The organism is Ruegeria sp. CF8 (assembly GCF_056537285.1).
Genome location: NZ_JBQFRG010000001.1, coordinates 864,030 through 890,259, shown reverse-complemented (window position 1 = coordinate 890,259; position 26,230 = coordinate 864,030). Strand labels below are relative to the sequence as shown.

Below are 26,230 nucleotides of genomic sequence, written 5' to 3'. Positions count from 1 at the left end.
CGGATCACGTCAGGTCTGGCAGCTGGCAATCAAGGCACGCCGATCCAGCAACCGCACACGGCCATAGCCAAGCTCGATCAGGCCTAAATCCGCCAAATGGTGCAAGTTTCTGTGCAACGTAGGTTGCGACACTGCAATCATCGCGGCCAACTCGTCCTGTGACACGTCAATCCAATCTCCGTTCTTCGCGGTGCCCTCATCCAGATGGAGCAAGCGCAAAACCAAACGTTTTTCGGTGCCCGTGACCGCCAGATTGGCCATGATCCTAAGGGCGGTCTGCATGTTGTCATGCGTCAGAGCATAGAAATCGCGGATATAATCCGGATTGTTCTGCACCAGTCGCATGATCCGTGCATTCGGGAAAAAAATCGTTTTTGTCGCCTGTGTGGCAATCACACTAACCAACCGCAGGGCTCCTGCAAACAAAGCCAAGTCACCGATCCAAAACCCCGCACCTTCGCGGTGCAAGACAAACTCTTGCCCATCATCCGCCGGTGCGGTGATTTGTACGCCACCGCTCAGGACCACATAAATGCCGTTTGCGGGATCTCCGTAGTGATACAGCGTCTCTCCGGCTTCGATGTTTTTCAGGATACCGCACGATGCCAAGTCGGCCTGAAATGCGGCCGAACGTTCCCTGAACCATCCTGTGCCTTGTAAAAGCTTCGAAATATTCATCCGGCCTCACATAAGAAATATCTAATATTATCATATGATGAGTTTATAGCGCTAATTCTGACTTAAGCTAGCAGTGTTTGATTCCTCACCCGACCGCGCATTTCAGATGGGAATCAATAATTTACCGCCGCGATCTTCATGCAGTTTTGATCGTCGGCTTTTTCTGTGGTTCTCCGAGCCCTTTGGCTCGTTCAGATCAGGAGCATATCATGTCACCACCCCGTCCCCTAACAGACTCATGGCGCAAAGGACTGCGCAAGTTTGCTGTAGCATCTGTCGCGTTGGCACTGGCCATCCCAGCTTGGGCGCAGGATCAGAAACCCAATATCCTTGTGATCTGGGGCGATGACATTGGTCAGTCCAACATCTCGGCCTACACCATGGGTCTGATGGGATACCGCACGCCCAACATCGACCGCGTTGCCAAAGAAGGCATGATCTTCACCGACTATTATGGCGAGCAATCCTGCACCGCCGGTCGCTCGTCTTACATCATGGGACAGTCCGTGTTCCGCACCGGCTTGTCCAAAGTGGGTCTGCCCGGTGCCAAAGAAGGGATGCAAGTCGAAGACCCAACCATCGCCGGGCTGTTGAAAGACCACGGTTATGTGACGGGTCAGTTTGGTAAAAACCACCTGGGTGATCGGGATGAACATCTTCCGACAAACCATGGTTTTGATAAGTTTTTTGGCAATCTCTACCACCTGAACGCCGAAGAAGAACCCGAGCATGAAGACTATCCCGGTGACGCGATCCTGCCCGACGGCCGGACCTTCCGCGAGGCGTATGGCCCGCGCGGTGTCATTCGCTCGACCGCTGGCGGCCCGATTGAAGACACTGGTCCTCTGACCCGTAAGCGTATGGAAACGGTGGATGAGGAAACGCTGGAAGCTGCCGTCGAGTTCATTCGAGAAGCCAATGCAAACGGCACACCCTTCTACGTCTGGTGGAACGGCACGCGGATGCACTTCCGCACGCATGTCAAAGACGAGATGCGCCAGCAGGCCAATGAGATCTACGGAGGTCCCGCAGACGAATACACCGCTGGCATGATCGAACATGACATGCATGTGGGTCAGCTGCTTGACCTGCTGGATGAGTTGGGCATCGCTGAAAACACCATCGTGCATTACTCGACCGACAACGGGCCCCACTACAACACCTGGCCGGATGCAGCTTCGACCCCGTTCTGGGGTGAGAAGAACACCAACTGGGAAGGTGGCTGGCGTGTACCCTCGATGGTGCGTTGGCCCGGCCAGATCGAAGCTGGTTCCGTGAACAACGAGATCGTGCATCATATGGACTGGTTGCCAACCTATCTGGCCGTTGCCGGCGATCCTGAAATCAAAGAGAAGCTGAAAGCCGGTTATTCGTCCCCCGCGATGGGCCGTGACTACAAGGTGCATCTGGATGGTTACAACATCCTACCGCTGCTGACGGGTGAAACCACGGAAAGCCCGCGTCGCGAGATCTTCTATTTCTCGGACGATGGCGATCTGACGGCGCTGCGCTTTGATGATTGGAAGCTGATCTTCCTCGAGCAGAAGGCATGGGCCACGTTGCGAGCCTGGATGGAGCCATTCACCGAATTGCGCGTTCCGATTATCGTCAACCTGCGCCGTGACCCTTACGAGCGCGGTTATCGCACGTCCAATACTTATTACGACTGGATGATTGACCGCGTTTACTTCCTGGTGCCCGCGCAACAATACGTAGGAGCTTTTTTGAGCACCTTCCAGGAGTTCCCGCCGCGTCAGAAGGCGGCAAGCTTCAGCCTTGATCAGGTGATGAACAAGCTAAGTACACCGACAAACAACTGATTTTGGTGTCGTAAACTCAAGGGTCGCCGACAAAGCGGCGGCCCTCCCTTATTTCAGAGGATTGCAATGAAGCCCCTAATTCTTGCCGCTGCGCTTGCCCTGACCACGCACCTTGCTTGTGCTGATCCGCTACCCAGTTGGACCAACAGTCATGCCAAAGATCAGATTGTCGCCTTTGTTGACGGCGTGACCCGCCAAAACAGCCCCAACTATGTTACCCCATCGGACCGAATAGCTGTCTTCGACAACGATGGAACGCTTTGGGCGGAACAGCCCGTTTATTTCCAGTTCATCTTTGCCATGGACCGCCTTGCAGAAATGGCAGAGCAAGATCCGTCGATCCTGACAACACCCGTACTGGAAGCCGCCGCCAAAGGAGATCTGGCAACGGTTTTAGAGGGCGGCCATGACGCGTTGATTGAAGTCGTGAACACCACGCATTCCGGTGACAGCGTTGCAGAGTTCCAGACTGCTGTGGCCGATTGGTTGGCGACAGAGCGTCATCCCGATACCGATCTTCCTTACGACCAGATGACCTATCAGCCGATGGTCGAACTTTTGCGTTATTTGCGGGATGAAGGGTTCACCACGTACATTGTCTCGGGCGGTGGTCTGCATTTCATGCGTGTCTTCGCCGAGGAAGCCTATGGCATTCCGCCCAATCAGGTTTTGGGAACCTATGGCAACACCAGCTATGAGGTGATTGATGGCTCGCCGACGATCATCAAGGCGCCGGGTATCGCGTTCATCGATGACAAAGAAGGCAAACCCATCAACATCGAACGTACAATCGGCAAGCGCCCGATTCTGGCCGGCGGAAACTCGGACGGGGACTTTGCGATGATGCAATGGGTCACCGCCGGTGACGGTCCCAGATTGGGCGTGCTGATCCATCATACGGATGCAGACCGTGAATGGGCCTATGACCGCGAAAGCGCCATAGGAAAGCTGGCTGACGGACTGGACAAAGGCCCGGAAATGGGTTGGGTCATTGTGGATATGGCGCAGGATTGGTCTCGGGTCTACACTGGGGCGAACTGACCCATCCCGGAGCCTTAACCTTATGTGGACATTGCTAGTTTCTGCCGTCGTTTTTGCCCTCTATGCAACGGCAGCGGTGTTCGTGGTTCGCGCGGCCCAGACAGCGCGGACCCCACAAGGGGCCGTTGGCTGGGTTGTGTTTTTGGTCTCGGCCCCCTTTTTCGCTGTGCCCGCCTATCTTTTTCTGGGCCACCATCGCTTTCGCGGATACCGCATCGCACGTCAGGAAAGCGAACGCGTTGTCGAGGGCATCAAAACCTTCGCCGACTTTTCAAAACCTGATCCCTCACGCATGTCGATCAACCCGAGACCGTTCGAAGTTTTGGCGCATTTGCCGGTCTCACGCGGGAACGGGGCCGAGTTACTGATTGATGGGCAGGCCACATTTGACGCAATCTTCGACGCCATCGATGCAGCCAAAAGCTATATACTGATACAATTCTACATCGTGCGCGCTGACGCGTTGGGCCTGCAGCTGCAGGAAAAGCTGATTGCTGCGGCTAAGCGAGGGGTGCGTGTCCGTTTCATGGCCGACGCGGTGGGCAGTTACGGCCTTCCCTCTGACTATCTTGAGGCACTTCAGGAGGCCGGGATTGACGTGGCCAATCCGCGGGATCAGCGCGGGCCCAATTTCCGATTTCAACTCAACTATCGAAACCACCGCAAAACCGTGGTCATCGACGGGGAAACCGGGTTCATAGGCGGTCACAATGTTGGCGTGGAATATCTGGGGCAGGACAAGCATTTCGGTCATTGGCGCGACACGCATCTGAAGATGACCGGCCATATCGTGCGCCAATTGCAGCTGATTTTCACCGAAGACTGGCACTGGGCCCGGGACGAAGATCTGATCGACGAGTTGGATTGGGCGGGCTCTGAATCCGAGCAAGACATGAACGCCTTGTTGGTTGCCACCGGTCCCGGCGATGAAACGGAAACCGGTGCGATGTTGTTCTTTGCCGCCATCGCTGCGGCTAAAGAACGGCTCTGGATCGCTTCGCCTTATTTTGTGCCGGATATCGACGTGATGACCGCTCTGCAACACGCGGCAATGCGCGGGGTGGACGTGCGCATTCTGGTGCCCGATATGATCGACCACCGCCTGCCCTGGCTTGCCGCATTTGCCTATTTTGACGAAGCCGGCGACTGCGGCGCGCGAATCTTTCGCTACACCGACGGTTTCATGCATCAAAAGGCTTTTGTGGTCGATGATGCGCTGGCGGCGGTTGGCACAACCAATCTGGACAATCGCTCTTTCCGGCTGAATTTCGAGGCTATGGCGTTGTTTTTCGATACCCAAGCTGCGACCCGGGTCGCCGAGATGCTGCATGCAGATTTTGAAAACAGTTACGAGCTGACGCGCACCCTCGCACAGCAGCCGGCATATATTCGCTTTGGTGCTCCTCTGGCGCGGTTGTTCGCTCCGATCCTTTAGGAAAAGAACCTGTCGTTTAACACGCGTGTCATAAGCGCCACCATATAGGCGGTGGACAAGCCAAAGGTCAAAAGACCCGCAACCGATGCAAAAGACCCAAAGATACGCAGCGCCTCACCCAGAACGATGTCGCCATAACCCAGTGTCGTGAACGTCACGAGCGAGAAATAAACGGCCGAGTTCCAGGTCGGAAGTACATCCAGCAACACCCACACAATGGCCCAAAGCCAGACCTGTATTGTGTGTGTTGCAACAATGAAAACCAAGGCAACCGCAATCGGAATGGCAACAGCCATGAAGTTGCTTTTCACCGTCAACTTCGGCTCGAGCTTGAGAAGGACCAAAGTGCACCAGGTCAACAGAATAATCTCGACCAAAAAGCAAAGGCCCAAAAAAGTACTGCCCCACATGATCTGGTGCAACAAGGTCATGTAATGTCATCCTGATTTGCAAAGGAAACGCGTCCGCACAGAATGGACTGTGCTGCGGTTGCGCACAAGACCACCAGACGTCATTTGCACCTGCGGCGAAACGCTCCGGTGGTCGGTCTGGACTGGACATGGATAAAAACTGTTGCACATCTTGCGGAACAAAAGCGGGGCGAGCCATGGTGTTGACCGTAGACAAGGTGCAGAAATCCTATCCCGGCGGGCGTCCGGTGCTGCGCGATGTATCTCTGGTTCTGGATCAGGGACAAACCCTTGCGCTGACGGGCGAAAGCGGCAGTGGCAAAAGCACCTTGCTGAACCTTGCCGCAGCCCTGGACAGCTTTGACGGCGGCGAGATCACATTGGGGGAAACACGTCTGTCCACGCTGGATGATGCAGGACGGGCAGCGCTGCGCCGGAACCATGTGTCGCTGGTGTTTCAACAATTCAATTTGATCCCGTCCCTGACGGTCGCGCAAAACCTGTCCTTTCATGCGCGTCTTGCCGGTGTCGAAGATACGGCGTGGAACAGCCATCTGGCGGAACGACTGGGCCTGTCTGACTTGCTGGACCGCTACCCCGAGAACCTGTCGGGCGGTCAGCAACAAAGGGTTGCCATCGGGCGGGCCATGGCCGCGCGTCCCAAGCTGCTGCTGGCTGATGAACCGACAGGCAATCTGGACGAAACCGCCAGCGCAACTGTACTGGACCTGATGTTGTCTCTTGTCGCTGATACCAAAGCGGCACTGCTTCTGGTGACCCATTCCCAACAAATCGCCGCGCGACTGGACCGTCAAGTCACGCTGAGCGGCGGGCGGATTCAATGACATGGTCCGTCATTCAGGCCCTGATGTCCCATTGGCGGGTGCATCGATTGCAGTTAGCGACCTTGCTGATCGGCATCGCTTTGGCCACCGGTTTGTGGTCGGCGGTACAAGCCATCAACGCCGAAGCACGCGCCAGCTATGCGCGTGCCAATGCTCAACTGGCCATCGGCCAGTTTGACGAGCTGCGTGACCCGTCGGGACCGATTTCAATCTCTCGCTATGTCGACCTGCGCCGTGCTGGCTGGCAGGTTGCAGCGGTTCTGGATGGCCCATACCGCATCGGCGGGCGAACCTTGCGCCTGATGGGCGTGGATATGGTTGCCTACCCGGCCCTGCCTGCTGTGACTGAAGCAGAACAGAGCGCAGCTCCGCCTGAGCCTGTGGACATGTTGACCTTTCCGGGTCGTGTTCTTGTATCCCCCGAACTAGAGGTGCTGCTGCGTGGTCAAGACAGCCTGCCCCCCATTCTGACCACATCGGCCCTGCCTTCGGACGTGATTCTGACTGACATCGGCGTGGCCGAGGGCCTGTTGAACCAATCAGGCGTCATCTCGCGCCTTGTCGTGCTGCCGAACCAACCGCGCGACCTGCCCCCTCTTAGTCAGGTCGCACCTGAACTGGACCGCATCAGCCCCTCAGCGCAAGTCGATACCGCGCAATTGACCGACAGCTTTCATTTGAACTTGTCGGCGTTTGGACTGCTGTCCTTTGCCGTTGGGCTGTTCATCGTTAATGGCACCGTTGGTCTGGCCTTTGCCCAGCGACGCAGCATGATCCGCACCTTGCGTGCACTGGGTGTGTCCATGCGTCGGCTGGTTTGGCTGGTATTGACCGAATTAACCCTGTTGGCCCTGATCGGAGGCAGTCTTGGATTGCTGTTGGGCTTCTTTCTGGCCGGAGCGTTGCTGCCTGATGTCGCCGCAACCTTGCGGGGGCTCTATGGCGCGCCTGTGACCGGACAACTGACGCTGCAACCTCAGTGGGTTGTCGCTGGGATCGCCATGGCAGTATTCGGAACCCTGCTGGCCAGCGGTCACGCGTTGTGGCGCTTGTCCAACATGCCTTTGCTCGAAGGACCGGGCGTGCAAGCGTGGCAGAGCAATTCCCGCGCGCGCCACGTCGCCGGAGCAATAGGTCTGATCCTGATTGTCGGAGGATCGCTGGCCTATGTCAGCATTGGAGGGCTTGTTGCCGGTTTCACCTTATTGGCCGGATTGCTGACAGGTGCGGCCTTGTTGTTGCCATCGCTTCTGGCCATGGCTCTGTTTGTACTGGCGCGTACGGCGCGCGGTCCCGTTGCGCAATGGGTCTGGGCGGACCTACGGGCGCAATTGCCTGGCCTGTCTTTGGCCCTGATGGCCCTGTTACTGGCCTTGGCGGCAAATATCGGCGTGGGAACAATGGTTTCCAGCTTCAGGTTAACCTTTGTCGGTTGGCTGGATCAACGGCTGACGGCCGAGCTGTACGTGACTGCGCATGACGAAGATCAGGCGAACGAGATGACCACGTGGCTGAGCCCGCAAGTCGATGCCATTTTGCCGATCCGCAGCGTGGAACTGCCCCATGAAACGGGCCCATTGTTCCTGTACGGTGTGGTGGATGACCCTGTGTACCGGCAACACTGGCCGTTGATTGCCTCAACCCCATCCGTTTGGGATGATGTGATGGCCGGAGACGCGGTGCTTATCAACGAACAACTGGCGCGACGCGCGTCCTTGTGGCCCGGTGCCCAGCTGCAACTTTCCCCGGATCACGTTTTACCGATCGCAGGGGTCTATTCCGACTATGGCAATCCAACGGGTCAAGCCATCGTTTCAATGGCGCAATTGGATCGTATCGTACCAGGGGCCGAGATGCGGAGGTTTGGTATCCGCTTGCCACCGGAAGACGCGACTACGATGGCACAAACCCTGCGCGCCCAATTTGACCTGCCGCCGCGGTCTGTGGTTCAGCAAGCGGCCATGAAGGCGCAATCACTGGCGATCTTTGAGAAAACCTTTGTTGTGACATCGGCGCTGAACGTTCTGACCCTTGGCGTGGCGGGATTCGCCATCCTGACCAGCCTGTTAACGCTGTGGACACAACGCCTGCCGCAAATCGCCCCTGTCTGGGCGCTGGGCCTGAACCGGGTGCAACTGGCACGGCTGGAGCTTTTGCGCAGCGTATTGCTGGCTGCATTGACGGCTGTCCTTGCATTGCCGCTGGGACTGATCCTGGCCTGGGTTCTGCTAGCAGTGATCAACGTACAGGCCTTTGGTTGGCGACTTCCCATGTTCGTCTTTCCGTGGGACTGGCTGTGGTTGTTTCTGTTGACGCTTCTGGCGGCCATAATCGCAGCCGCCCTGCCCGCGTCGCGGATGCTGCGCCTGCCCCCTGCCAACTTGCTGAGAGTGTTCGCCAATGAACGTTAAAACTCTATTGCTTTGCCTGATCATCATTTTCCCACTTCCACTGTGGGCACAGGGATATGCAGGCTTGGGCGGATCAGCCGAGGGCTTTGATGTTCCCGAAGAAGGGTATGTGTTCGATTTCCCCAAAGATCATGGCCCCCATCCGGCTTACCGTATCGAATGGTGGTATCTGACGGCCAACCTCAAGGGTGAGGATGGGCGCGACTATGGTGTTCAGTGGACCCTGTTCCGATCTGCACTGAAACCTTTTGAAACGGACGGTTGGCAAAGCCCGCAAATCTGGATGGGCCATGCAGCGACAACAACGCCCGACTCACATTACTTCGCTGAACGTCTTTCACGTGGCGGGATTGGTCAGGCGGGCGTAACCGCTGAACCCTTTGAGGCTTGGATTGACGAATGGCGTATGGCCGGTCCCGATTTCGACACCCTGACCCTGACGGCCAACGGAGAGGATTTCAGCTATGATCTGTCGCTGACCGCTCAGGGACCATTGGTGTTTCACGGCGATTCAGGGTATTCGGTCAAATCTGCGGATGGTCAGGCTAGCTATTACTACTCGCAGCCTTTTTATGCGGTTGAAGGCGTTCTTCGTCTGCCAGACGGAGATGTACGCGTCACTGGCCAGGGTTGGCTGGACCGAGAGTGGTCATCGCAGCCGCTTGCTGCGGATCAAAGCGGATGGGATTGGTTTTCGCTCAGCTTCGAGGGCGGCGACAAGATGATGGCTTTTCGATTGCGTGGGGGGCGCGGCGACTTCACCTCGGCCACTTGGATAAATGCCGACGGCAGTACCGAGGCTATCCCCAACGGGACCGTCCAGCTGACGCCGTTGCGCACGGATCAAGTCGCGGGGCGCGAGGTTCCCACGCATTGGCGCATTGCGTTGCCGGATCGGGATGTGGAAGTTGACGTTTCGGCCATCACACCCGAAGCATGGATGGGAACCCGGTTTGAGTATTGGGAAGGCCCTGTCACCGTAACCGGAAGCCATGAAGGCATCGGGTACCTTGAGATGACAGGGTATTAATCCCTTAACGCGTGGGAGCCTGATCAGCGCACGACGTAAACAGAAACCGAAGAATGCCGCACAACGCGTGATGCGTTGGGACCCAGCAGGTAATCCTTGAAATCCGGCTTATGCGCACCGATTACGATCAGATCGGACCCGGCGCCTTCAGCTGTTTTCAGGATTTCCTGATAGGCCGTTCCTGTCGCCACAACATGGCGGATACTCTCATTTCTCTCTGCGCCCAGTGCTTTTACACACAGCGATGTCAGGGTGGCCTGCGCCTCTTCAAGTGCTTTGTCGTGGAAGTCGGGCTGAAAGAACCCCGACACCCAACTCTCACCAAAATCCGGCAGCACGGTCACAACATCCAACTGCGCCCCTTCCAGGTCCGCCAGCGCGGCCGCCTTTTGCAATACAGGCACATCAATCTCACCATTGCTGATATCAATGGCGCACAGAACCGAACGTGTCATGCAAGCACCTCTCGTCTGGCGGCCCGGCCGCGTTGCAGAAGCGCGATGAGGCCCAGAAGGATCATCGCAGGGATATAGACCAACTGCTTGGGTGGCTGGCTGGACGGCAGGCTGACCGAAGTCAGACGCACGGCCTCATCTCCGTAATAATCGAAGATATCCAAATCCCCTGACAGCGGCGTTCCCGGGAACGGCTCGTCAAGTTTAACAACGCCGTCTTCAGGGATCAGGATCAGCCCCAGCGCCTCGACCCGCGCTGCGCCACCGTCTTCCGAACCCACCGTGGCCACCACAGTCGTATCGGTCATTTCAAGCGTATCGAAGTCAGGCCCGGACACCACAAGCCGCATTTCAGTGCCAGGTGGAACCTGACCGATTGTCTCTTCGAACGCTGCAGGCTCAACCATCTGGAACGGAGGCGAAATGCGGTCCATGAAGAAGTCCGGCCTGAATAAGGCAAAGGCCACAAAGATCAGCGCGATGCTTTCATAGATCCTGCTGTGGGTCAGGAAGTACCCCATTGTACCCGCAGTGAAGACCAGAATGGCTATGGTGGCGAAAATGGCGACGATTATGCCTTCGACCCATGTCACATCAATCAACAACAAATCGGTGTTGAAGATAAACACAAACGGCAACGCCACGGTGCGCAGACTGTAGAAGAACGCAGTAAAACCGGTCTTGATCGCGTCACCACCGGAAACGGCGGCTGCGGCGAAGCTGGCCAGACCCACAGGCGGCGTCACATCCGCCATAATACCGAAGTAAAAGACAAACAGGTGGACAGCGATCAGCGGCACGATCAGCCCGCTTTGCGCGCCCAGTTCGACAACCACACCAGCCATCAACGAGCTGACGACGATATAGTTCGCCGTGGTCGGCAGGCCCATGCCCAGGATCAGGCTGAGGATACCGACCATGATCAGCATCAGGATCAGGTTGCCACCCGAGAGGAACTCGACCAGATCGGCCATCACCTGTCCTACACCGGTCAGCGTCACCGTACCCACGATCACGCCCGCCGTGGCTGTGGCCAAAGCGATCCCGATCATGTTCCGCGCGCCGTCGATCAGGCCCTGCCACAGGTCGGCCACACCGTCGATAAAGCGGTTGTACACATCGCTTTCGCCGCGGAAGACCGCCTTGAGCGGTTTTTGCGTCAGCAGGATCACGAACAGTAACGCGGTTGCCCAGAAAGCTGACAAACCCGGAGATTTCTGTTCGATCATAAGGAAGTAGACCAGCACGATGATCGGCAGCAGATAGTGCAGACCCGCCTTATAGATGTCGGCGATGACCGGCAACGTGACCTCTTTGGCGTTTGGATCGTCGGGCTCAAGATCCGGCACCTGAGCGGCCAGATAAAGCAGCACGACATAGATCGCGCAGACAATCAGGCTGAGGATCAATCCCGCCGCCGAAGGTGCCCAACTTGTCACCGCATCCACCGGGAATTGCGAGCTATAGCACAGACCGGCAAACACCACGAAGAAAGACAACATCCCAACAACGGTCCGCGCCAAATGCACATCCCGGTCGCCAAGGGTCGGCATGTTCCGCTTAACCGCTTCAAGATGGACTATATAGACCAACGCGATGTAGGAAATCGCGGCAGGCAGGAAGGCGTGGGTAATGACCTCGACATATGAGATGCCTACATATTCCACCATCAGGAAGGCCGCAGCGCCCATAACCGGTGGCATGATCTGGCCATTCACCGAAGACGCAACCTCGACCGAGCCAGCTTGTTCGCTGGAAAAACCCACGCGTTTCATCAGCGGAATGGTGAAGGTGCCGGTGGTCACAACGTTCGCAATCGAGGAACCGGAGATCAGGCCGGTCGCCGCCGAGCCCACAACCGCTGCCTTGGCCGGACCACCGCGCAGGTGCCCAAGCGCGCCAAAGGCCATCTTGATGAAATAGTTCCCTGCCCCCGCTTTATCGAGCAACGCCCCGAACAAAACGAACAGGAAGACGAATTTCGTGGAAACGCCAAGAGCAATGCCAAACACACCTTCTGACGTGATCCACATATGGCTCATGGCCTTTTTCAGGCTCGCGCCTTTCCAACGGATCACTTCGGGCACCCACTCGGATGAGCCGAAGAACACATAGGCAAGGAAGATCGTCGCGATGATCGCCATGGCAGGGCCAAGCGCGCGGCGCGCGGCTTCGAAAAGCAGGATCAGACCGACCAGTGCGACCAGTTTATCGGTATCATCCGCCAAACCACCCGCATTGACGATCTTGTCATAGAAGAAATAGCCGTAAAGCGCGACGAACGTCCCGACAATCCCCATGATCCAGTCGGGAATTGGCACATAGTTCTTGGGTGATGCGCCGTAGATCCAAAAGAATAGAAAGAATCCGGCAAGGCCGATCCCAACGTTAATCTCCATCGCATTCTGCATGAGAAAGAACAAAGACGGCTGGGTCTGCTCCAATAACTCAAGTTGCAGATCCGAGATCATGGACGGGATCGGGATGCTCCCTAGGGTTCCGGGCAGCTGAATGCTGCTACTGGGTGGTGCAATGTAGAACGCAAAAGCCGCCCAGCAGGCCAGAAACACGCTGATCACAATCGCCCAGATCTTCAGATTGGCGTTCTGGGACCGATCGGTGCGAAAGGCTGGATAGGCCGCAAAAGCCAAGAACATTGCAAATGCAAGGTGAAATTGTCGGGCATTGTTCACAACGCTACCGGGCAGAACATAGTTCGAAATTGGCGAGGCCAAAACAACCTGAAAAATCGACCAGATCGCGGCCACGACGGCCAAAAAAATCCCGACGTTGCCGACTGGATTACGCCCACCAGCGTCGGAAGACGCAACGAGGTCCTGAAGCTCTTCTTCGGATAGCGGGCGATTGGATTGTGTGTCGGAACTCATGCAATGTCTCCCCGTCACGGCCTTTTTCGGCCTTTTGGAACCCCGTTTAACACGGGTTGTGTGCAGGGCACCCGTGGGCGCCCTGCATCAGGTCTGGCTTACTGAATCCAGCCTTTTTCTTTGTAGTACTTTTCAGCACCCGGATGCAGCGGTGCCGACAGGCCGTCCGCGATCATCTCTTCGGGCTTCAGGTTGGCAAATGCAGGGTGCAGCTTTTTGAAGTCATCGAAGTTCTCGAAGACCGAGCTGACAACTGCATAGACCGCATCTTCCGATACGTCCGCCGACGTCACGAAGGTTGCACCCACACCAAAGGTCGACGTGTCGCCATCAGATCCACGGTACATGCCACCGGGAATGGTTGCGGTGCGGTAGAACGAGTTGTCGTTGACCAGCTTGTCCACGGCTTCGCCGCTGACATTCACCAGAACCGAGTCACATGCGGTGGTGGCTTCTTGAATCGAACCCGAAGGGTGACCGACGGTGTAAACCATCGCATCGATCTGGTTGTCGCACAGCGCCGCCGATTGCTCAGCCGCCTTCAATTCGGTCGCCAGTTCGAAATCGCCCGTGGTCCAGCCCATTTCACCAAGCAGAACTTCCATGGTGCCACGCTGACCGGAACCGGGGTTGCCGATGTTGACGCGCTTGCCTTTCAGGTCTTCAAAGTTGGTGATGCCGGAATCTGCACGGGCCACGACGGTGAATGGCTCTGGATGAACCGAGAAGACCGCGCGCAGGTTTTCGAACGGGCCAGCCTCTTCGAACTTCGAGGTGCCATTATAGGCATGATACTGCCAGTCGGACTGCGCCACACCAAATTCCAGCTCGCCTTCGCGAATGGTGTTGATGTTGTAGACCGAACCACCGGTCGATTCGACCGAGCAGCGTACACCATGTTCTTTGCGGCCTTTGTTCACCAGACGGCAGATCGCGCCCCCCGTCGGGTAGTACACGCCGGTCACGCCACCGGTGCCGATTGTGATGAACTCTTCCGCATATGCGGCTGGTGCCATCATGGCCGCCGTCACAAACGCGCCAAGGCTCAGTTTGCTGCTGTTTTTCATGTGTTAACTCCCAATTTTTTATCTGGCAGTTGGAACCCAAATGGGTCGACCTGCTCAGGGAAGCGTGCCGATAATACAATCCGGCTCGTCCCGCAACAGGTACAACTCTTTGAATTTTCCAATTTCTCCCAACCCTTGCGAGGTTTCATTCAGAGACGCGGATTGTCAAGGCCGCCGCCCAAACTGATCCCTTCAAACCGCATATATGAGCTTGAATCGCGAAGTTTCCCCATCAGCGCATTGCGCGCTGACCCGGTATTTCCAACGACACTTAAAGTTCAAACATACGCCTCATTCCTGGCGCAAATGGAAGGCACCTGCTCGTCAGGTTCGGTTGTAATGATTGCCCATTTTGCCGGACCCAGCGAACAGAAAACCCCCAACTTTGGACTTCAAAATGGCAAAGAAATACCTCTGCGTGCTCGCGGTTGCGGCTGCGGCAGCAACCCCTGTTTTGGCAAATAACGCTCTGAAACAAGATGATTTTTCAGTTGAATGTGTATCAGATGTGGACGGCAGCAACGTAACTTTGAAACGGTCAGGCGGTTCGGACAAAGGCTATCTTTCCACAGGCGACCTTGAAGGCGAAGCCGCAATTTATCCTGTCGGAGAATCAATGACGTTTTTGCTGATGCAGGACGGACAGGTCGTCACGTTTGTCGTGAACTACGACAGCCTGAAATACGACATGATGGTTAAAGGCGCCGACCAAAGATTTGACCGGGGCACGTGTCCAGCATCCTGAGGGCCCCGCCACGGGACAGCTTCCGCCAAATGGCGCTATATCGACTCTAAAACTCAACGCTCAGTTTTCCGGATTGTTTGAAGTCTAACACCGGGTTTGAGCCGAGCGGTCGGAAAAAAGAAGCGGCGTGTTTACGCCGCTTCTTTCATTTTATCAGCGACTTAAGCCGACGCTTCAAAGATCTTATCGATGTTGCCGCCCAAGGCTGCGTTGAACTCTGCATCAGACTGCTGTTTCGACAAACCTTCGGTCAGTGCACGCGAGAAAGACGCGATCATCTTGCCGTTCTGGCCCAGAAGATCGCATGCCTGTTCGGTCGAATACCCACCTGACAAAGCAACCACGCGTACCACGCGCGGGTGATCGGCCACTTCATCATAAAGGTTTGCCGCGCTCGGGATCGTCAGTTTCAGCATGATGTCCTGCCCCTCGGCCAACTGATCCAGGTTTTTCAGGATTTCAGCCTTCAGGATGTCTTCCGCCTCGGCCTTGGTTTCCGAGTTGATGTTGACCTCGGGCTCGACAATCGGAACCATCCCTGCGGCAACAACCTCGCGGGCCACATCGAATTGCTGCGCCACAACAGCAGCGATGCCTTCCGCGTTGGCTTCATGAATCACCGAACGTTCCTTGGTGCCAAACACACCCTCTGCCTTGGCCAGGGTATCGGCCAGACCCGGGATCGGTTTCATCATCTGGACGCCATTGGCGGTCTCTTCCAGACCCTTGTCGATTTTCAGGAACGGAACGATGCCTTTAACCGACCATAGGTAATCCGCAACCTTGCGGCCGTCGATTTCTTCACCCAGCGTGCGTTCGAACAGGATCGCACCGATCACTTTATCCTTGGTGAAGTCGTCCGCCAGAATGATCCGCGCGCGCATGTTCTGGATTTCGCCAAACATCTCTTCTTCCGAGGTGTAATCCGACGCGTCCACCCCATACAGCGCCAGCGCCTTGGGGGTCGATCCGCCGCTTTGATCCAGTGCGGCGATAAAGCCTGCTCCGTTGGACATCTGTGCGCGCTGTTCTGCTTTGGACATAATGCTTTCCCGTTCAAGAATGATTCCGATTTCATTCCTCGCATACAGCACGGTGATGGACGATGGTAGTTTGTTAGCGCTCAACCAACCTCAACCATATCCCGTCCTTGGACCGAACGGTCAGATGCGCCACCGGAACCGGCGTATTTCCGGGGATTGTTTCGAATTTGAATTTACGCAGCAGTATCGACAGGATCAAAGGCCCCTCAACCATCGCGAACCCAGCGCCCGTACACACTCTTGGTCCGGCAGAGAACGGAATGTAGGCATTGCGCTGACATGCTTTACCATTCTCTGTAGCCCATCTTGCGGGATCGAACCCGTCCGGATTGTCCCAAAGCCGTTCTTGCCGATGCAGGTGCCATGGGCTGATGACAATTTGTGCACGTTTTGGAACCTCTCGATCGCGAAACTGTTCAGGACATTGCGTTTCCCGCACCATCATTGGCACCGGAGGATAAAGTCGCAACGCCTCGCGAAACACATCTCGGGTGACTTTAAGCCCGGACATGGTCGCAAAGGACGGTTCCTGATGTGCTCGTGCCTCTTCCGCGACTTTCTCTTGCCAGTCGGGATAAAGCGCCAGCAGATACAGCGTCCAGGCCAAGGCCGAGGCGCTGGTCTCATGGCCCGCCAGAAAGAAGATCGCGACCTGGTCTATCATTTCGTCGGTTTCAAAACACTTCCCCGTGGCAGGGTCAGGAGTTGTCATGATTTTCGTGGCCAGATCGTTTGGTGCCGTTCCATCGGCAATGGCCGCCGCGCGATCCGCTGTAAGTTTCTGGATCAAACGCCTGATATCATGCGCATTCCGCCGCGTGTCGCCGGCATGTAGACGAGGAACCCAACGCGGCAGAGGCAAAAAAGCCGCAAGGTTTAAAAGCGGTTGCCGCCTTTGATAGGCGCGGAACTTTTGGAATACTTCGGCTGCGATTTCATGTTCGATAGGTACCGAAAACAGTGTTCTGAAAATGACATCTGCGGCGACATGGCTGGTGATTTCCTCTACTTCAACCTCGGTTCCAACACTGGAGCGAAGCCGATCCGCGCAGGCTTGTGAGGCATCTCGCATCGCCGGAAACGTGTCTTTCAACCGCCCGCCTTCGAACGCTGGATCAATGATACGGCGCTGTCGCTTCCATGCTTCACCGTTTGTCAGAAATACAGACTCACCTAAAAGCGGCCGCAAACCTTCGCTGACCCGGTTGGATTTTGGGAAGTCTTCGGACCTCTTTTTCAAAACCAGATCAACCAGTTCCGGCTGATTAATCATGTAAGACCTGAAGAAAGGTGTTCGAAATTCAGCCATCCACGCGCGATAGAGCCGCTGAGGCTGTGCCGATAGCAGGTCTTTCCGAAACAGTCTCAGATACTGCCACAGCGAAACTTTGTCTGGGCGTGGCTTTGGTTTTGGCGGGATCATGCGTGAACCGTAGTGTATTTTGAAACGGGCTGATCAATACGTGACGGTGAAGGCGCGCGCTCGGCAAATCGTGCAGCCAAAGTTTGAGGGCCCGCGGTGATCCGAAAATAATCGTATGCACCGGGACGGTCAAAGGCGCAGAGATACTGAAAATGCAGCTTGAAGAACCGCCAGCGATCCGCCTTCCAGCGCTCAGGTGACAGCGTTTGAGTAAACGCTGCCGACAAAACCAGAGGCCATTTCTTATCAGGGCTGCCCACACCGCTGACCGCAACCGGGTCGCATAGCGCAAAGGCGCATCCATCGCCGGGGGCGGTAAAATCGACCCATGCCGCAGTGGGTTGCTTGGATAGAAACTGTAAATCCGCGCGTAAACGGTGCGCGTTTGGCAGGAACGACACCATCGGAACCACCTGCCCCAAAGTCAGAAACGACAAAACCGGTCCTTGGTCACACAGATCCCAATCGCGGATCAAATCGGCCAGCACCGACACACCCAGATGCGCGCCCGAGCTGTGACCGATCACCAAAACCTCGTCCACCTCTTCAGTCAAAGCGTCTTTGATCAGGTCTTGGAATGTGTCCAGCCGCGCCTGCAATGGCGGCGGGGTTTCCCCCTTCAGCTGCGCGGAATATGCGTAGTCATGCATCAGGTAATAGGCAAACAGTCGGTTGTCGATTGTGCGAAACCAACGCAACACCGCATAAGCCAGGACACCCGCCGGAACCAAAGCCCACAGCCCAACCATTGGGACAAGCAGTTTCGCCGTCGCCCACGCAACCAGCAGCGCGACCAGCAATTGCGAAAGCAGCATGCCTACCGGATACAGTGCAGCAATCACCGGCCCCTTTCTCAGCCCCATCAACCGACGCAGAGTACCCGTTGAGATGTAGGTCCAAGCGGTTCGCGCCAGTTGCAGATAGGTAGACAGGATCGATCCCGTCATGCTGTCCCGCACGATGTCCGACCAGACCAGCACATCGACATCCGTGTGCACCCGTTCACCATCCTGAAGCGATGTGACATGCCAGCCAAAGACGTCAGCTCGCGGCTTGGCTGACACGGAAATCTCATAGCCGGAAATCTCGGCCTGGGCCTGTGACTCAGACCGATACAACTCCCGGTATCGTCTGGGCGGAAACGGATCATAACCGGGAATGTAAAACACCCGACGTTTGCGCACCTGAGGCTGATTTGTTTGACTGCTCATGCCCTTACCTTCTGCCGTGCAGGTTAACGCAGGCTTGAGGTCAAGGTAAGGGGGTCAGCGGCTCATCCGAAATTCGCCAAGGCCGGGAAAGTTTCCAGCAACCACCAGCTGAACCGCGTGAACAGGCCAGTGATCAGCATGATGCCTACGAACAAAAGCAAGCCGCCCATGACCTTTTCGATCGTACCCATGTAAGGCTTGATGCGGTTCATGACGGTCATCGAGCGGTTCAGGAACATCGCCGCCAGCAGGAATGGAATACCCAGCCCCGCCGCATAGACGCCCAGCAATACCGTACCACGCGCCACTGATGCCTCATTCGCCGCCAGCGAAAGGATCGCACCCAACTGAGGCCCAATGCAGGGCGTCCAGCCAAAGGCAAACGCCAAACCCAGAATATACGCCCCAAAAACCGAGCCACCAGAATCACCGGTATCGATCCGCGCTTCGCGGTCCAGAAACGGGATGCGGAATACGTTCAGGAAGTGAAGGCCAAACACGATCACCACAGCGCCCGAAAGCTTGGCGAAAAGCACCTGATTCTGAAGAACAAACGCCCCAAAGGCAGACGCGGTAAAGCCCAGAAGAAGAAAAACGGTCGACAGACCCATTACAAAGAATAATGCCGACATCGTTGCCTTGCGCCGCGCACGGGCCTCGTCCTGCATCTCGTTGATTGTGACGCCGCTCATATACGCCAGATAAGGCGGTACGATGGGCAGCACGCATGGTGACAGAAAACTGATCAAGCCACCCAACAGCGCGACAAACATGGCGGGCAACAGGCCCGCGTCTATGATTTCAATTCCGAACATGTCTCTGCACATAAGTGATGAATGGCGATCCGTCACGGGGCCATTCAGTCACATCCTCGTGGTTGGAATCTGGACAATATTTCAACTTGGTCCTATCCCGAAATGCATGACCGAGATTACAGATACTTTGGACGCCCTTGGGCTTTTGTGTCCTCTGCCCGTCCTCAAAGCCCGCAAACGGCTCAAATCCTTGCCGGCTGGGGCCGTACTGCGTGTGCTGGCCGATGATCCCGCGGCCATCGTCGATGTTCCACATTTTTGCTCCGAGGCCGGACATACGCTGCTGTCTCAGGAACTTGACGGGGTGCATCAGGTCTATCTGATCCAAAAAGCCGTCTAAAATACCTTTAGAAAAAAGGCGGGCCTCTCAGCCCGCCTTTTCATTACTTACCCAGCGACCACCACCCGCGCCGCTTTGGCTTGGCGGGGCCTGGTTCCGGTTCTTCCGCGACTGTTTCCAGCACAGGCTCGGGCGTCTCTTCTACATGGGCTTCTTCAGCGGGCGCAACATCTTCAGCAGTAACCTCTTCAACCGCTTGCGCCGCAAGTTCTTCCACAACACCAGACGTTTCTTCGGCTGGCGCGTCCTCGACACTGGCCTCCTCGGTGCTCACCAGTTCCTCTGATGCGACCTCAACAATTTCAGCTTCCACCTCAACAGTTTCGCCTTGTTCCTGAGCCACATCAGGCACCTCGGCCTCCGGGTTTTCTGCAGCGTCCTCGGCCACAGGCGCCTCAGCTACGGTCTCAGCTTCAACACTTTCAGTTGCTTCAGCCTGTTCAACCGTTTCCTCGGCCGCTACGTCCTTCTTCCGGCGACGCGGAGCACGTTTGCGCTTGGGCTTGGCAGGCTTTTCTTCCTCTGCCGCTTCTGCTTCTACGACGTCAGCCGCACCTTCTTCATCGGCGGCATTCTCCTGAGTCTCAGCTTCGGCACTTTCGTTGGATTGCTCTGCGGCATCACCATTGCCCCCACCCTTCTTGCGCCGCCGCCGACGACGTTTGCGCTTGGGCTTGGCATCATCTTCGGTCGGGGTGGTTTCGTCCTCGACCTCTTCCTCGTCAGAAGAATCCACCATATCCATCAGTGACGCATCCACAGAAACGACAGGCGCAGTGGCTTCAGGCACGATCCGGCTGGCGGTTTTAAATTTCTCCATCGAGAAATCAGGGCTCACCAAGTGGATGTCGCCTTCGATCCGCACAGACAGGCCATACCGCGCCTCGATCTGAGCGATGTGCTCACGCTTTTGGTTCATCAAGAAGTTGGCAATGCTGACCGGGCAGCGCACCAAAACTTCACGCGAACGACGGCGGGTGCCCTCCTCTTCGATCTGACGCAGAATCGACAGTGCCATGTTGTCGTCCGAGCGGATCAGACCGGTCCCATGACAGGCCGGACATGGCTGCGTCGTGGCCTCGATCATTCCGGGGCGCAGTCGCTGTCGGCTCATCTCCAACAAGCCAAAGCCGGAAATCCGGCCAACTTGAATGCGCGCGCGGTCAGTCTTGAGCTTATCTTTCAGACGCTTTTCAACTGCCGCATTGTTTTTGCGCTCGTCCATATCGATGAAATCGATGACGATCAGACCGGCCAAATCCCGCAGACGCAGTTGGCGCGCTACCTCTTCAGCCGCTTCAAGGTTGGTCTTAAGCGCCGTTTCCTCGATCGAGCCTTCTTTGGTCGCGCGCCCCGAGTTCACATCGATGGCGACCAGAGCCTCGGTCACACCGATCACAATGTAGCCACCAGATTTCAGCTGAACCGTCGGGTTGAACATACCCGCCAGATAGCTTTCCACCTGATAGCGCGCGAACAATGGCAGCGCGTCTTCGTACCGTTTCACGTTCTTGGCGTGGGACGGCATGATCATTTTCATGAAGTCCTTGGCGATACGATAACCGCCTTCGCCTTCAACCAGAACCTCATCAATGTCTCGATTGTAAAGATCGCGGATCGACCGTTTGATCAGGTCGCCTTCTTCATAGATCTTCGCTGGCGCAATCGACTCCAACGTCAGTGCGCGAATCTGTTCCCACAAACGCTGCAGATATTCATAGTCACGCTTGATCTCGGACTTGGTGCGTTTGGCACCCGCTGTGCGGATGATCAGACCCGCCCCGGTCGGCACATCAATGTCCGCGGCGATTTCTTTCAGTTTCTTGCGGTCGGCAGCGTTGGTGATTTTGCGGCTGATACCGCCACCGCGCGCGGTGTTCGGCATCAATACACAATAGCGACCGGCCAACGACAGGTAGGTTGTCAGTGCAGCACCCTTGTTACCGCGCTCTTCCTTGACCACCTGCACCAGCAGGACCTGGCGAACCTTGATGACTTCCTGGATCTTGTAACGACGCGGGCGCGGTTTGCGTGGTGGACGGATGTCTTCACTGTCATCTTCGTCAGCCACAGATTCAATCGAGTCGTCTTTCGAAGAGGCATCGGCGCTCTTGCCTTCAGCATCCTCGTCTTCCGCACCCTGATCGCCGTCAGCAGCCGCAGCAGCTTCAACCGAGGTCTCAACATCCTCAGAAGCAACCGCCTCTGTCTCCGCCTCATCCGCCGATGCGCTATCAGCTTCTGCGCTTACTTCTGTCTCATCGCTTGAGGCCTCACCAGCGTCTTCACTGACTTCACCTGCATCATCACCCGCTTCTTCGGGCGAGTCAGACGCGTCTGCCACGTCAGAATTCTCTTCTTCTGCCGCTTCTGCCGCATAATCAGAAACAGTTTCTGCCGAAGTCGCATCGCTGTCTTCTGGTTCTTCTACCGGTGTTTCAGCAACCATCTCCATAGGAGAGGTTCCTTCGGGCACCTCTACATCCGCATCTTCGCTTTCGGCCAGATCGATGGTTTCCATACCGGTTGGCTCGGTTGAAACCTCCATTGTTTCAACCGGATCGTCCGACTTCACATCTGCCGCCTTGGAACGCGACCGGGACCGACGCTTTTTGGGCTTGGCTTCTTCGGCTTCGTCACGCGCTTTCATCGCCTCGGCGTAAGCGCGCTCTTCCTCCATCAACGCTTCACGGTCGGCGACTGGAATCTGATAGTAGTCGGGGTGAATTTCCGAAAAGGCCAGGAAACCGTGACGGTTCCCACCATAATCGACAAACGCCGCCTGCAGCGACGGCTCAACCCGAGTTACTTTTGCAAGGTAGATGTTGCCAGCAAGCTGGCGTTTGTTTTCGGATTCAAAATCGAACTCCTCGACCTTGTTTCCGTCGACCACCACGACGCGGGTTTCCTCCGCGTGGGTGGCATCGATAAGCATTTTCTTAGCCATGTTTCCTTGGTGCACCGCGCCAAACGCGTTGTCCTGACCTGTCCAGGCGGACAGGCGCTTTTGGGGAGGTGTCTTGTCAGGGCGATTTCAGACGGCGCGCGGTAGGGTCTGGCGCTTTGGCCCCCTGCCCGGTCTCTCAATCGTTGCGCGCGCGTCATCGCGGTTCTTCTCCGACAGGCGCAGTCTCTGCAGCCCGCCCATTTATTCCTTTCACCCAACGCATCGGGCTCAGGTACTCCACTGCCCCCAATCGGGGCACAATCGGTCTGCTTCGCAGCGAAAATTACGTGCAGCAAAGCAGCGAAACTCAAAGATTCGGGGCTTAAGGGCGCAAAAAAAGGCCCGGCCCGTTCGGACACAATAAAAGCAGTCCTGTGGAAAAGACAATGGGCAAACTGCATCGAGACCGCAGACACAGCGCGGGATCTCTTCATCTGGCCCCAAATACCTCGGGGGAGTCGCCAATGGCGACGGGGGCAGAGCCCCCATTCCTAAAGGTTAAAGATAGTCCGACCGCTGAAGCCCGTATTTCGCCATTTTCTCGTTCAGCGTCCGGCGCGGCAGGCACAATTCGTCCATAACCGACGCGATCGACCCCTTATGGCGGCGCATTGTGTTGTCGATGAGCATCCGCTCGAATGCTTCGACATATTCTTTCAGCGGCTTGCCTTCAGTGGTCATCACCGGCTGCATCTCTTCGTGATCCGACATAAGTAAGGATGCAATCGTCCCAGACCCACGGCGCGATTGCAGAACCGCTCGCTCGGCAATATTGATCAGTTGACGCACGTTGCCCGGCCACGGGGCCTGCAACAATTGCGCAGCCTCCTGCGCGCTGACCTGTGGTGCATCACAACCATATTCTTCGGCAAATTGCTCACTGAGGCGCGTGAACAAGGTCAGGATATCCTCGCCCCTCTGACGCAGCGGCGGCATGGTGATCCGCAAAGCCGCCAATCGGTAGAACAGGTCCGGGCGCAAAACGTCTTCGGATGTCTTTCCCGCTTCCTGCAGGTTCGAAATCGCTACGATCCGGGTTTCAGCAGGGGTGCCCTGCTCGTTCATCACGCTCAGCAATTTAGCCTGCAAGGTGTCGCTCAGCGCTTCTACGTCTTCCAAAACCAGCGTCCCGCCGCGGGCTTCTTCGATGGCAGGTAGCTGCGCATCCTCGGGCATCATCGGGCCAAACAGGCGCTTGGCCAGCGCGTCTTCCTCCAACGCGGCGCAGGACACCAGAACAAACTTCTTGCCAGCGCGACTGCCAACCGCGTGGAGCGCGTGTGCAACAAGGGTTTTGCCTGTCCCGGTCTCTCCGTCGATCAGAACATGGCCGTCGGCTTGCCCGAGATCCAAGATATCCTCACGCAGCCGCTCCATGACCGGGCTGGCACCGATCAGCTTGTTCATGATCTGAGTGCCACCCGACAGCTCACGCCTTAGCGCCCGGTTGTCCAATGTCAGACGGCGCGCATTGCTGGCGCGTTTGGCCAGTTCGGACATTCGATCAGGGTTAAACGGCTTTTCAAGGAAATCGAACGCACCGACGCGCATCGCCTCAACCGCCATCGGAACGTCGCCATGCCCCGTGATCATGATCACGGGCAGGGTACTGTCGGCCCCCATCAGCTTTTTCAAAAGCTGAATGCCATCCATCCCCGGCATCTTGATGTCAGATATCACGATCCCCGGATAGTCCGGCCCCAGAACCTTCAAGGCATCTTCTGCGCTGGCAAAGGTTTCAGTGTCGTATCCGGACAAAGCAAGCCACTGGCTGATCGACTGGCGCATGTCCTGTTCGTCATCCACAATGGCAATTTTCATGGCTTGTGCCATAGTCATTCCTCGTTATTCCGCGGCCTCAAGGCCGTCGCTTCCAAGTGCTGGCAACTGCATTTCAAACACCGCGCCACCATATTGGCCGTTGCGCGCAGTCAGCCGTCCCCCATGGTCGTTCACGATCCCTGACGAGATGGCAAGCCCCAGTCCAACCCCGTCACCGGGCTGTTTGGTGGTGTAGAACGGCTCGAACAGGTTCTCGATATCCTCAATACCGTGCCCGTTGTCACGCACGGTCAGAACCGCCATGTCGCCCGCCGCCAGGATGATTTCCACATCCGGCTCTGCTACTGATTTGGTGGCGTCCAGAGCGTTTCGCAAGAGGTTGACCATCACCTGCTCGATCCGCATCCGGTCCCCCATCACCATGACAGGTTCTTCAGGCAGGATCTGTGTGATCTTCACATGACGCTGACGCAGTTGAGGCTCCATCATGGACAAGGCCGAGGCCAACGCTTCGCCAAGATTTACTGGTGAAAACGCATCCGCACCCTTACGTGCATAGGACTTGAGCTGCCGAGTGATCGCCCCCATCCGCTCGATCAGACCGTCGATGCGTCCAAAGCTGGCAAGCGCCTCCTCCGGCCGGTTGCGCCGCAACAACAGACGTGCCCCGGCGAGATATGTTTTCATTGCAGCCAGAGGTTGATTGAGTTCGTGACTGACCGCTGCCGACATCTCGCCCAGGGCGGCCAATTTTGAGCTTTGTGCAAGCGTCTGTTCCGCCAAATCCAGCGTCTTTTCAACCCGTTCCCGCTCAGCAATTTCCCGCTGTAGCCGTGCGTTCAATGCGCGAAGCTCTGCCGACTCGCGCTGAAACAGGGCCATACGAAGGGTCGCCCGACGGCTAAGCGCATAAAACGTCAACGCCAGAAGAATCGCAAAGCCCATGATTTCCAGCGCAAGCACGCTGTTCACCTTTTCCCGGATCGAAGCAAAGGTTGTGAACGACGTCATTTGCCAACCCCGAAACGGGATGCGTGTTTCCATGCGCATCACAGCCTCGCCTTGCAGGTAGGCATCCGGCGGCAAAGCCGTCCAATCGGTCGTGGCCCGAATGGCGCGTTGAATTGCACCCTGCGGCGGCTGGCGCAGCATCGCCGTGCTTTCTTCCAGCCCACGCCAGCGGGGCTCGGTGGACAGGATGATCGTACCGGTGCTGTCAGTGACCATCACTGCGTCCGAGATACCGGCCCACGCGCGCTCGAATTTCTGCAGATCGACCTCAACAACAATGACCCCCAGAATTTCCGACCCGTTTTCCAGTCGCCGGGAATAGACAAAGCTGTATCCGCCGGATTCCTTGGGAATGACCGAAAAGATCGTGGCATTGGACCGGATGGCATCCACATAATAAGCTGTATTTCTGTGCCCTTCGCCCAGCTTGTTCCGATCCGTTGCGGCAACGGTTCGACCATCACTGTCCAAAAGCATCAGCGAGGCCGCGCCAATTTCTTCAACGAAGGAAATCAGGCGCTGGGTCGACAATGTATAGTCACTGGATTGCAGCGCCGAAATGAGCGTCGGGTCTCGTGCCAGCAACTGTGGCACGATCGAGTTGCGGCGCAATTCGCTCAGCAGATTGCCGGAATACAGGGCCAGTCGCAGCTCGGCCCGGTTTCGCGTGGATTCTGTGAACCTGTCGGTCAACAGGCTGTTGGTGATCCAGACCGTCGTAATAGTTGCGAGCAGCAGAATAAGAACAGCGACGCGCAATCGCCAGCCCAGCGGAGCACCGCGAAGCGGTTTCAACATATTTGACCAAGCTGATCGCACGTCCGAGTTCATGG

Annotated in this window: 20 protein-coding genes; 8 read left to right on the top strand and 12 right to left on the bottom strand. The window is 56.6% G+C overall.

Translation table 11 applies throughout. The features are described from left to right. Positions 1-9 precede the first annotated feature (9 nt). Positions 10-678, bottom strand: a complete 669-nt coding sequence (locus tag ACR0EV_RS04330) for a Crp/Fnr family transcriptional regulator (protein WP_480798937.1) — start codon at positions 676-678, stop codon at positions 10-12. A gap of 209 nt (positions 679-887) precedes the next feature. On the opposite strand from ACR0EV_RS04330, the gene ACR0EV_RS04325 reads away from it, so the two are divergent. From ACR0EV_RS04325 to cls, 3 genes are all read left to right on the top strand, one after another. After that, the gene (locus tag ACR0EV_RS04325; RefSeq protein WP_480798936.1) at positions 888-2,498 is read left to right on the top strand and encodes an arylsulfatase; all 1,611 of its coding nucleotides are present in this window, start codon (positions 888-890) and stop codon (positions 2,496-2,498) included. A gap of 66 nt (positions 2,499-2,564) precedes the next feature. Next, positions 2,565-3,539: an HAD family hydrolase gene (locus tag ACR0EV_RS04320; RefSeq protein ID WP_480798935.1), complete on the top strand. Its 975-nt coding sequence runs from the start codon at positions 2,565-2,567 to the stop codon at positions 3,537-3,539. 22 nt (positions 3,540-3,561) lie between these two features. After that, entirely contained in the window at positions 3,562-4,974 is a 1,413-nt protein-coding gene (gene cls / locus ACR0EV_RS04315) for a cardiolipin synthase (RefSeq protein ID WP_480798934.1), read from the top strand. Here the strand turns inward: cls and ACR0EV_RS04310 are convergent. Then, complete coding sequence (locus tag ACR0EV_RS04310) at positions 4,971-5,405, bottom strand: ion channel (protein ID WP_171089889.1); 435 nt, start codon at positions 5,403-5,405, stop codon at positions 4,971-4,973. The genes cls and ACR0EV_RS04310 overlap by 4 nt on opposite strands. Positions 5,406-5,581: 176 nt before the next feature. Between ACR0EV_RS04310 and ACR0EV_RS04305 the strand changes: the two genes are divergently transcribed. From ACR0EV_RS04305 to ACR0EV_RS04295, 3 genes are read left to right on the top strand one after another with little or no spacing between them, the layout of a single operon-like run. After that, positions 5,582-6,229: an ABC transporter ATP-binding protein gene (locus ACR0EV_RS04305; RefSeq protein WP_480798933.1), complete on the top strand. Its 648-nt coding sequence runs from the start codon at positions 5,582-5,584 to the stop codon at positions 6,227-6,229. Beyond that, positions 6,226-8,640 carry an FtsX-like permease family protein gene (locus tag ACR0EV_RS04300; protein WP_480798932.1) on the top strand — a complete coding sequence of 805 codons (2,415 nt, stop codon included), beginning with the start codon at positions 6,226-6,228 and terminating at the stop codon, positions 8,638-8,640. Before ACR0EV_RS04305 ends, ACR0EV_RS04300 begins: the two co-directional genes overlap by 4 nt. Continuing rightward, the gene (locus ACR0EV_RS04295; RefSeq protein ID WP_480798931.1) at positions 8,630-9,670 is read left to right on the top strand and encodes a lipocalin-like domain-containing protein; all 1,041 of its coding nucleotides are present in this window, start codon (positions 8,630-8,632) and stop codon (positions 9,668-9,670) included. The genes ACR0EV_RS04300 and ACR0EV_RS04295 overlap by 11 nt, the downstream gene beginning before the upstream one ends. A 23-nt stretch (positions 9,671-9,693) precedes the next feature. Here the strand turns inward: ACR0EV_RS04295 and ACR0EV_RS04290 are convergent, their stop codons facing one another. From ACR0EV_RS04290 to ACR0EV_RS04280, 3 genes are all read right to left on the bottom strand, one after another. Further along, positions 9,694-10,125, bottom strand: coding sequence for a universal stress protein (locus tag ACR0EV_RS04290; protein ID WP_480798930.1), 432 nt, complete (start codon positions 10,123-10,125; stop codon positions 9,694-9,696). After that, positions 10,122-13,013, bottom strand: coding sequence for a TRAP transporter permease (locus ACR0EV_RS04285; RefSeq protein ID WP_480798929.1), 2,892 nt, complete (start codon positions 13,011-13,013; stop codon positions 10,122-10,124). The genes ACR0EV_RS04290 and ACR0EV_RS04285 overlap by 4 nt, the downstream gene beginning before the upstream one ends. Positions 13,014-13,111: 98 nt before the next feature. After that, on the bottom strand, positions 13,112-14,080 hold the full coding sequence (locus ACR0EV_RS04280; RefSeq protein ID WP_171089876.1) for a TAXI family TRAP transporter solute-binding subunit: 969 nt from the start codon (positions 14,078-14,080) through the stop codon (positions 13,112-13,114). 397 nt (positions 14,081-14,477) lie between these two features. Between ACR0EV_RS04280 and ACR0EV_RS04275 the strand changes: the two genes are divergently transcribed. Beyond that, positions 14,478-14,825, top strand: a complete 348-nt coding sequence (locus ACR0EV_RS04275) for a hypothetical protein (protein WP_480798928.1) — start codon at positions 14,478-14,480, stop codon at positions 14,823-14,825. A 161-nt stretch (positions 14,826-14,986) separates the two neighbouring features. On the opposite strand, the gene ACR0EV_RS04270 is transcribed toward ACR0EV_RS04275, so the two are convergent. The 4 genes from ACR0EV_RS04270 to ACR0EV_RS04255 form a co-directional block, all read right to left on the bottom strand. After that, a complete protein-coding gene (locus tag ACR0EV_RS04270; protein ID WP_480798927.1) occupies positions 14,987-15,868 on the bottom strand; it encodes a fructose bisphosphate aldolase in 882 nt (293 codons plus the stop codon). A gap of 73 nt (positions 15,869-15,941) precedes the next feature. Then, positions 15,942-17,291, bottom strand: coding sequence for a cytochrome P450 (locus ACR0EV_RS04265; protein ID WP_480798926.1), 1,350 nt, complete (start codon positions 17,289-17,291; stop codon positions 15,942-15,944). After that, positions 17,288-18,502 carry a hypothetical protein gene (locus ACR0EV_RS04260; protein WP_480798925.1) on the bottom strand — a complete coding sequence of 405 codons (1,215 nt, stop codon included), beginning with the start codon at positions 18,500-18,502 and terminating at the stop codon, positions 17,288-17,290. The genes ACR0EV_RS04265 and ACR0EV_RS04260 overlap by 4 nt, the downstream gene beginning before the upstream one ends. Positions 18,503-18,564: 62 nt before the next feature. Continuing rightward, on the bottom strand, positions 18,565-19,317 hold the full coding sequence (locus ACR0EV_RS04255; protein ID WP_171089861.1) for a cytochrome c biogenesis CcdA family protein: 753 nt from the start codon (positions 19,315-19,317) through the stop codon (positions 18,565-18,567). 106 nt (positions 19,318-19,423) lie between these two features. On the opposite strand from ACR0EV_RS04255, the gene ACR0EV_RS04250 reads away from it, so the two are divergent. Then, positions 19,424-19,657 carry a sulfurtransferase TusA family protein gene (locus ACR0EV_RS04250; protein WP_480799011.1) on the top strand — a complete coding sequence of 78 codons (234 nt, stop codon included), beginning with the start codon at positions 19,424-19,426 and terminating at the stop codon, positions 19,655-19,657. A 43-nt stretch (positions 19,658-19,700) separates the two neighbouring features. Here the strand turns inward: ACR0EV_RS04250 and ACR0EV_RS04245 are convergent, their stop codons facing one another. The 3 genes from ACR0EV_RS04245 to ACR0EV_RS04235 all read right to left on the bottom strand — a co-directional run bounded on the left by ACR0EV_RS04245 (position 19,701) and on the right by ACR0EV_RS04235 (position 26,195). Continuing rightward, a complete protein-coding gene (locus ACR0EV_RS04245; protein ID WP_480798924.1) occupies positions 19,701-22,604 on the bottom strand; it encodes an Rne/Rng family ribonuclease in 2,904 nt (967 codons plus the stop codon). Positions 22,605-23,102: 498 nt separating this feature from the next. Continuing rightward, positions 23,103-24,437 carry a sigma-54-dependent transcriptional regulator gene (locus tag ACR0EV_RS04240; RefSeq protein ID WP_050603452.1) on the bottom strand — a complete coding sequence of 445 codons (1,335 nt, stop codon included), beginning with the start codon at positions 24,435-24,437 and terminating at the stop codon, positions 23,103-23,105. A 12-nt stretch (positions 24,438-24,449) separates the two neighbouring features. Further along, the gene (locus tag ACR0EV_RS04235; protein WP_480798923.1) at positions 24,450-26,195 is read right to left on the bottom strand and encodes a sensor histidine kinase; all 1,746 of its coding nucleotides are present in this window, start codon (positions 26,193-26,195) and stop codon (positions 24,450-24,452) included. Positions 26,196-26,230 lie beyond the last annotated feature (35 nt).

Excerpts from the sequence above, each read along its gene's own strand:
- ACR0EV_RS04255 (WP_171089861.1), bottom strand. The coding sequence starts at position 19,317 with ATGTTCGGAATTGAAATCATAGACGCGGGCCTGTTGCCCGCCATGTTT.
- ACR0EV_RS04285 (WP_480798929.1), bottom strand. The coding sequence starts at position 13,013 with ATGAGTTCCGACACACAATCCAATCGCCCGCTATCCGAAGAAGAGCTT.
- ACR0EV_RS04330 (WP_480798937.1), bottom strand. The coding sequence starts at position 678 with ATGAATATTTCGAAGCTTTTACAAGGCACAGGATGGTTCAGGGAACGT.
- ACR0EV_RS04295 (WP_480798931.1), top strand. The coding sequence starts at position 8,630 with ATGAACGTTAAAACTCTATTGCTTTGCCTGATCATCATTTTCCCACTT.
- ACR0EV_RS04275 (WP_480798928.1), top strand. The coding sequence starts at position 14,478 with ATGGCAAAGAAATACCTCTGCGTGCTCGCGGTTGCGGCTGCGGCAGCA.
- ACR0EV_RS04245 (WP_480798924.1), bottom strand. The coding sequence starts at position 22,604 with ATGGCTAAGAAAATGCTTATCGATGCCACCCACGCGGAGGAAACCCGC.
- cls (WP_480798934.1), top strand. The coding sequence starts at position 3,562 with ATGTGGACATTGCTAGTTTCTGCCGTCGTTTTTGCCCTCTATGCAACG.
- ACR0EV_RS04310 (WP_171089889.1), bottom strand. The coding sequence starts at position 5,405 with ATGACCTTGTTGCACCAGATCATGTGGGGCAGTACTTTTTTGGGCCTT.
- ACR0EV_RS04235 (WP_480798923.1), bottom strand. The coding sequence starts at position 26,195 with ATGTTGAAACCGCTTCGCGGTGCTCCGCTGGGCTGGCGATTGCGCGTC.
- ACR0EV_RS04325 (WP_480798936.1), top strand. The coding sequence starts at position 888 with ATGTCACCACCCCGTCCCCTAACAGACTCATGGCGCAAAGGACTGCGC.
- ACR0EV_RS04240 (WP_050603452.1), bottom strand. The coding sequence starts at position 24,437 with ATGGCACAAGCCATGAAAATTGCCATTGTGGATGACGAACAGGACATG.
- ACR0EV_RS04250 (WP_480799011.1), top strand. The coding sequence starts at position 19,424 with ATGACCGAGATTACAGATACTTTGGACGCCCTTGGGCTTTTGTGTCCT.
- ACR0EV_RS04300 (WP_480798932.1), top strand. The coding sequence starts at position 6,226 with ATGACATGGTCCGTCATTCAGGCCCTGATGTCCCATTGGCGGGTGCAT.
- ACR0EV_RS04280 (WP_171089876.1), bottom strand. The coding sequence starts at position 14,080 with ATGAAAAACAGCAGCAAACTGAGCCTTGGCGCGTTTGTGACGGCGGCC.
- ACR0EV_RS04290 (WP_480798930.1), bottom strand. The coding sequence starts at position 10,125 with ATGACACGTTCGGTTCTGTGCGCCATTGATATCAGCAATGGTGAGATT.
- ACR0EV_RS04305 (WP_480798933.1), top strand. The coding sequence starts at position 5,582 with ATGGTGTTGACCGTAGACAAGGTGCAGAAATCCTATCCCGGCGGGCGT.
- ACR0EV_RS04260 (WP_480798925.1), bottom strand. The coding sequence starts at position 18,502 with ATGAGCAGTCAAACAAATCAGCCTCAGGTGCGCAAACGTCGGGTGTTT.
- ACR0EV_RS04320 (WP_480798935.1), top strand. The coding sequence starts at position 2,565 with ATGAAGCCCCTAATTCTTGCCGCTGCGCTTGCCCTGACCACGCACCTT.
- ACR0EV_RS04270 (WP_480798927.1), bottom strand. The coding sequence starts at position 15,868 with ATGTCCAAAGCAGAACAGCGCGCACAGATGTCCAACGGAGCAGGCTTT.
- ACR0EV_RS04265 (WP_480798926.1), bottom strand. The coding sequence starts at position 17,291 with ATGATCCCGCCAAAACCAAAGCCACGCCCAGACAAAGTTTCGCTGTGG.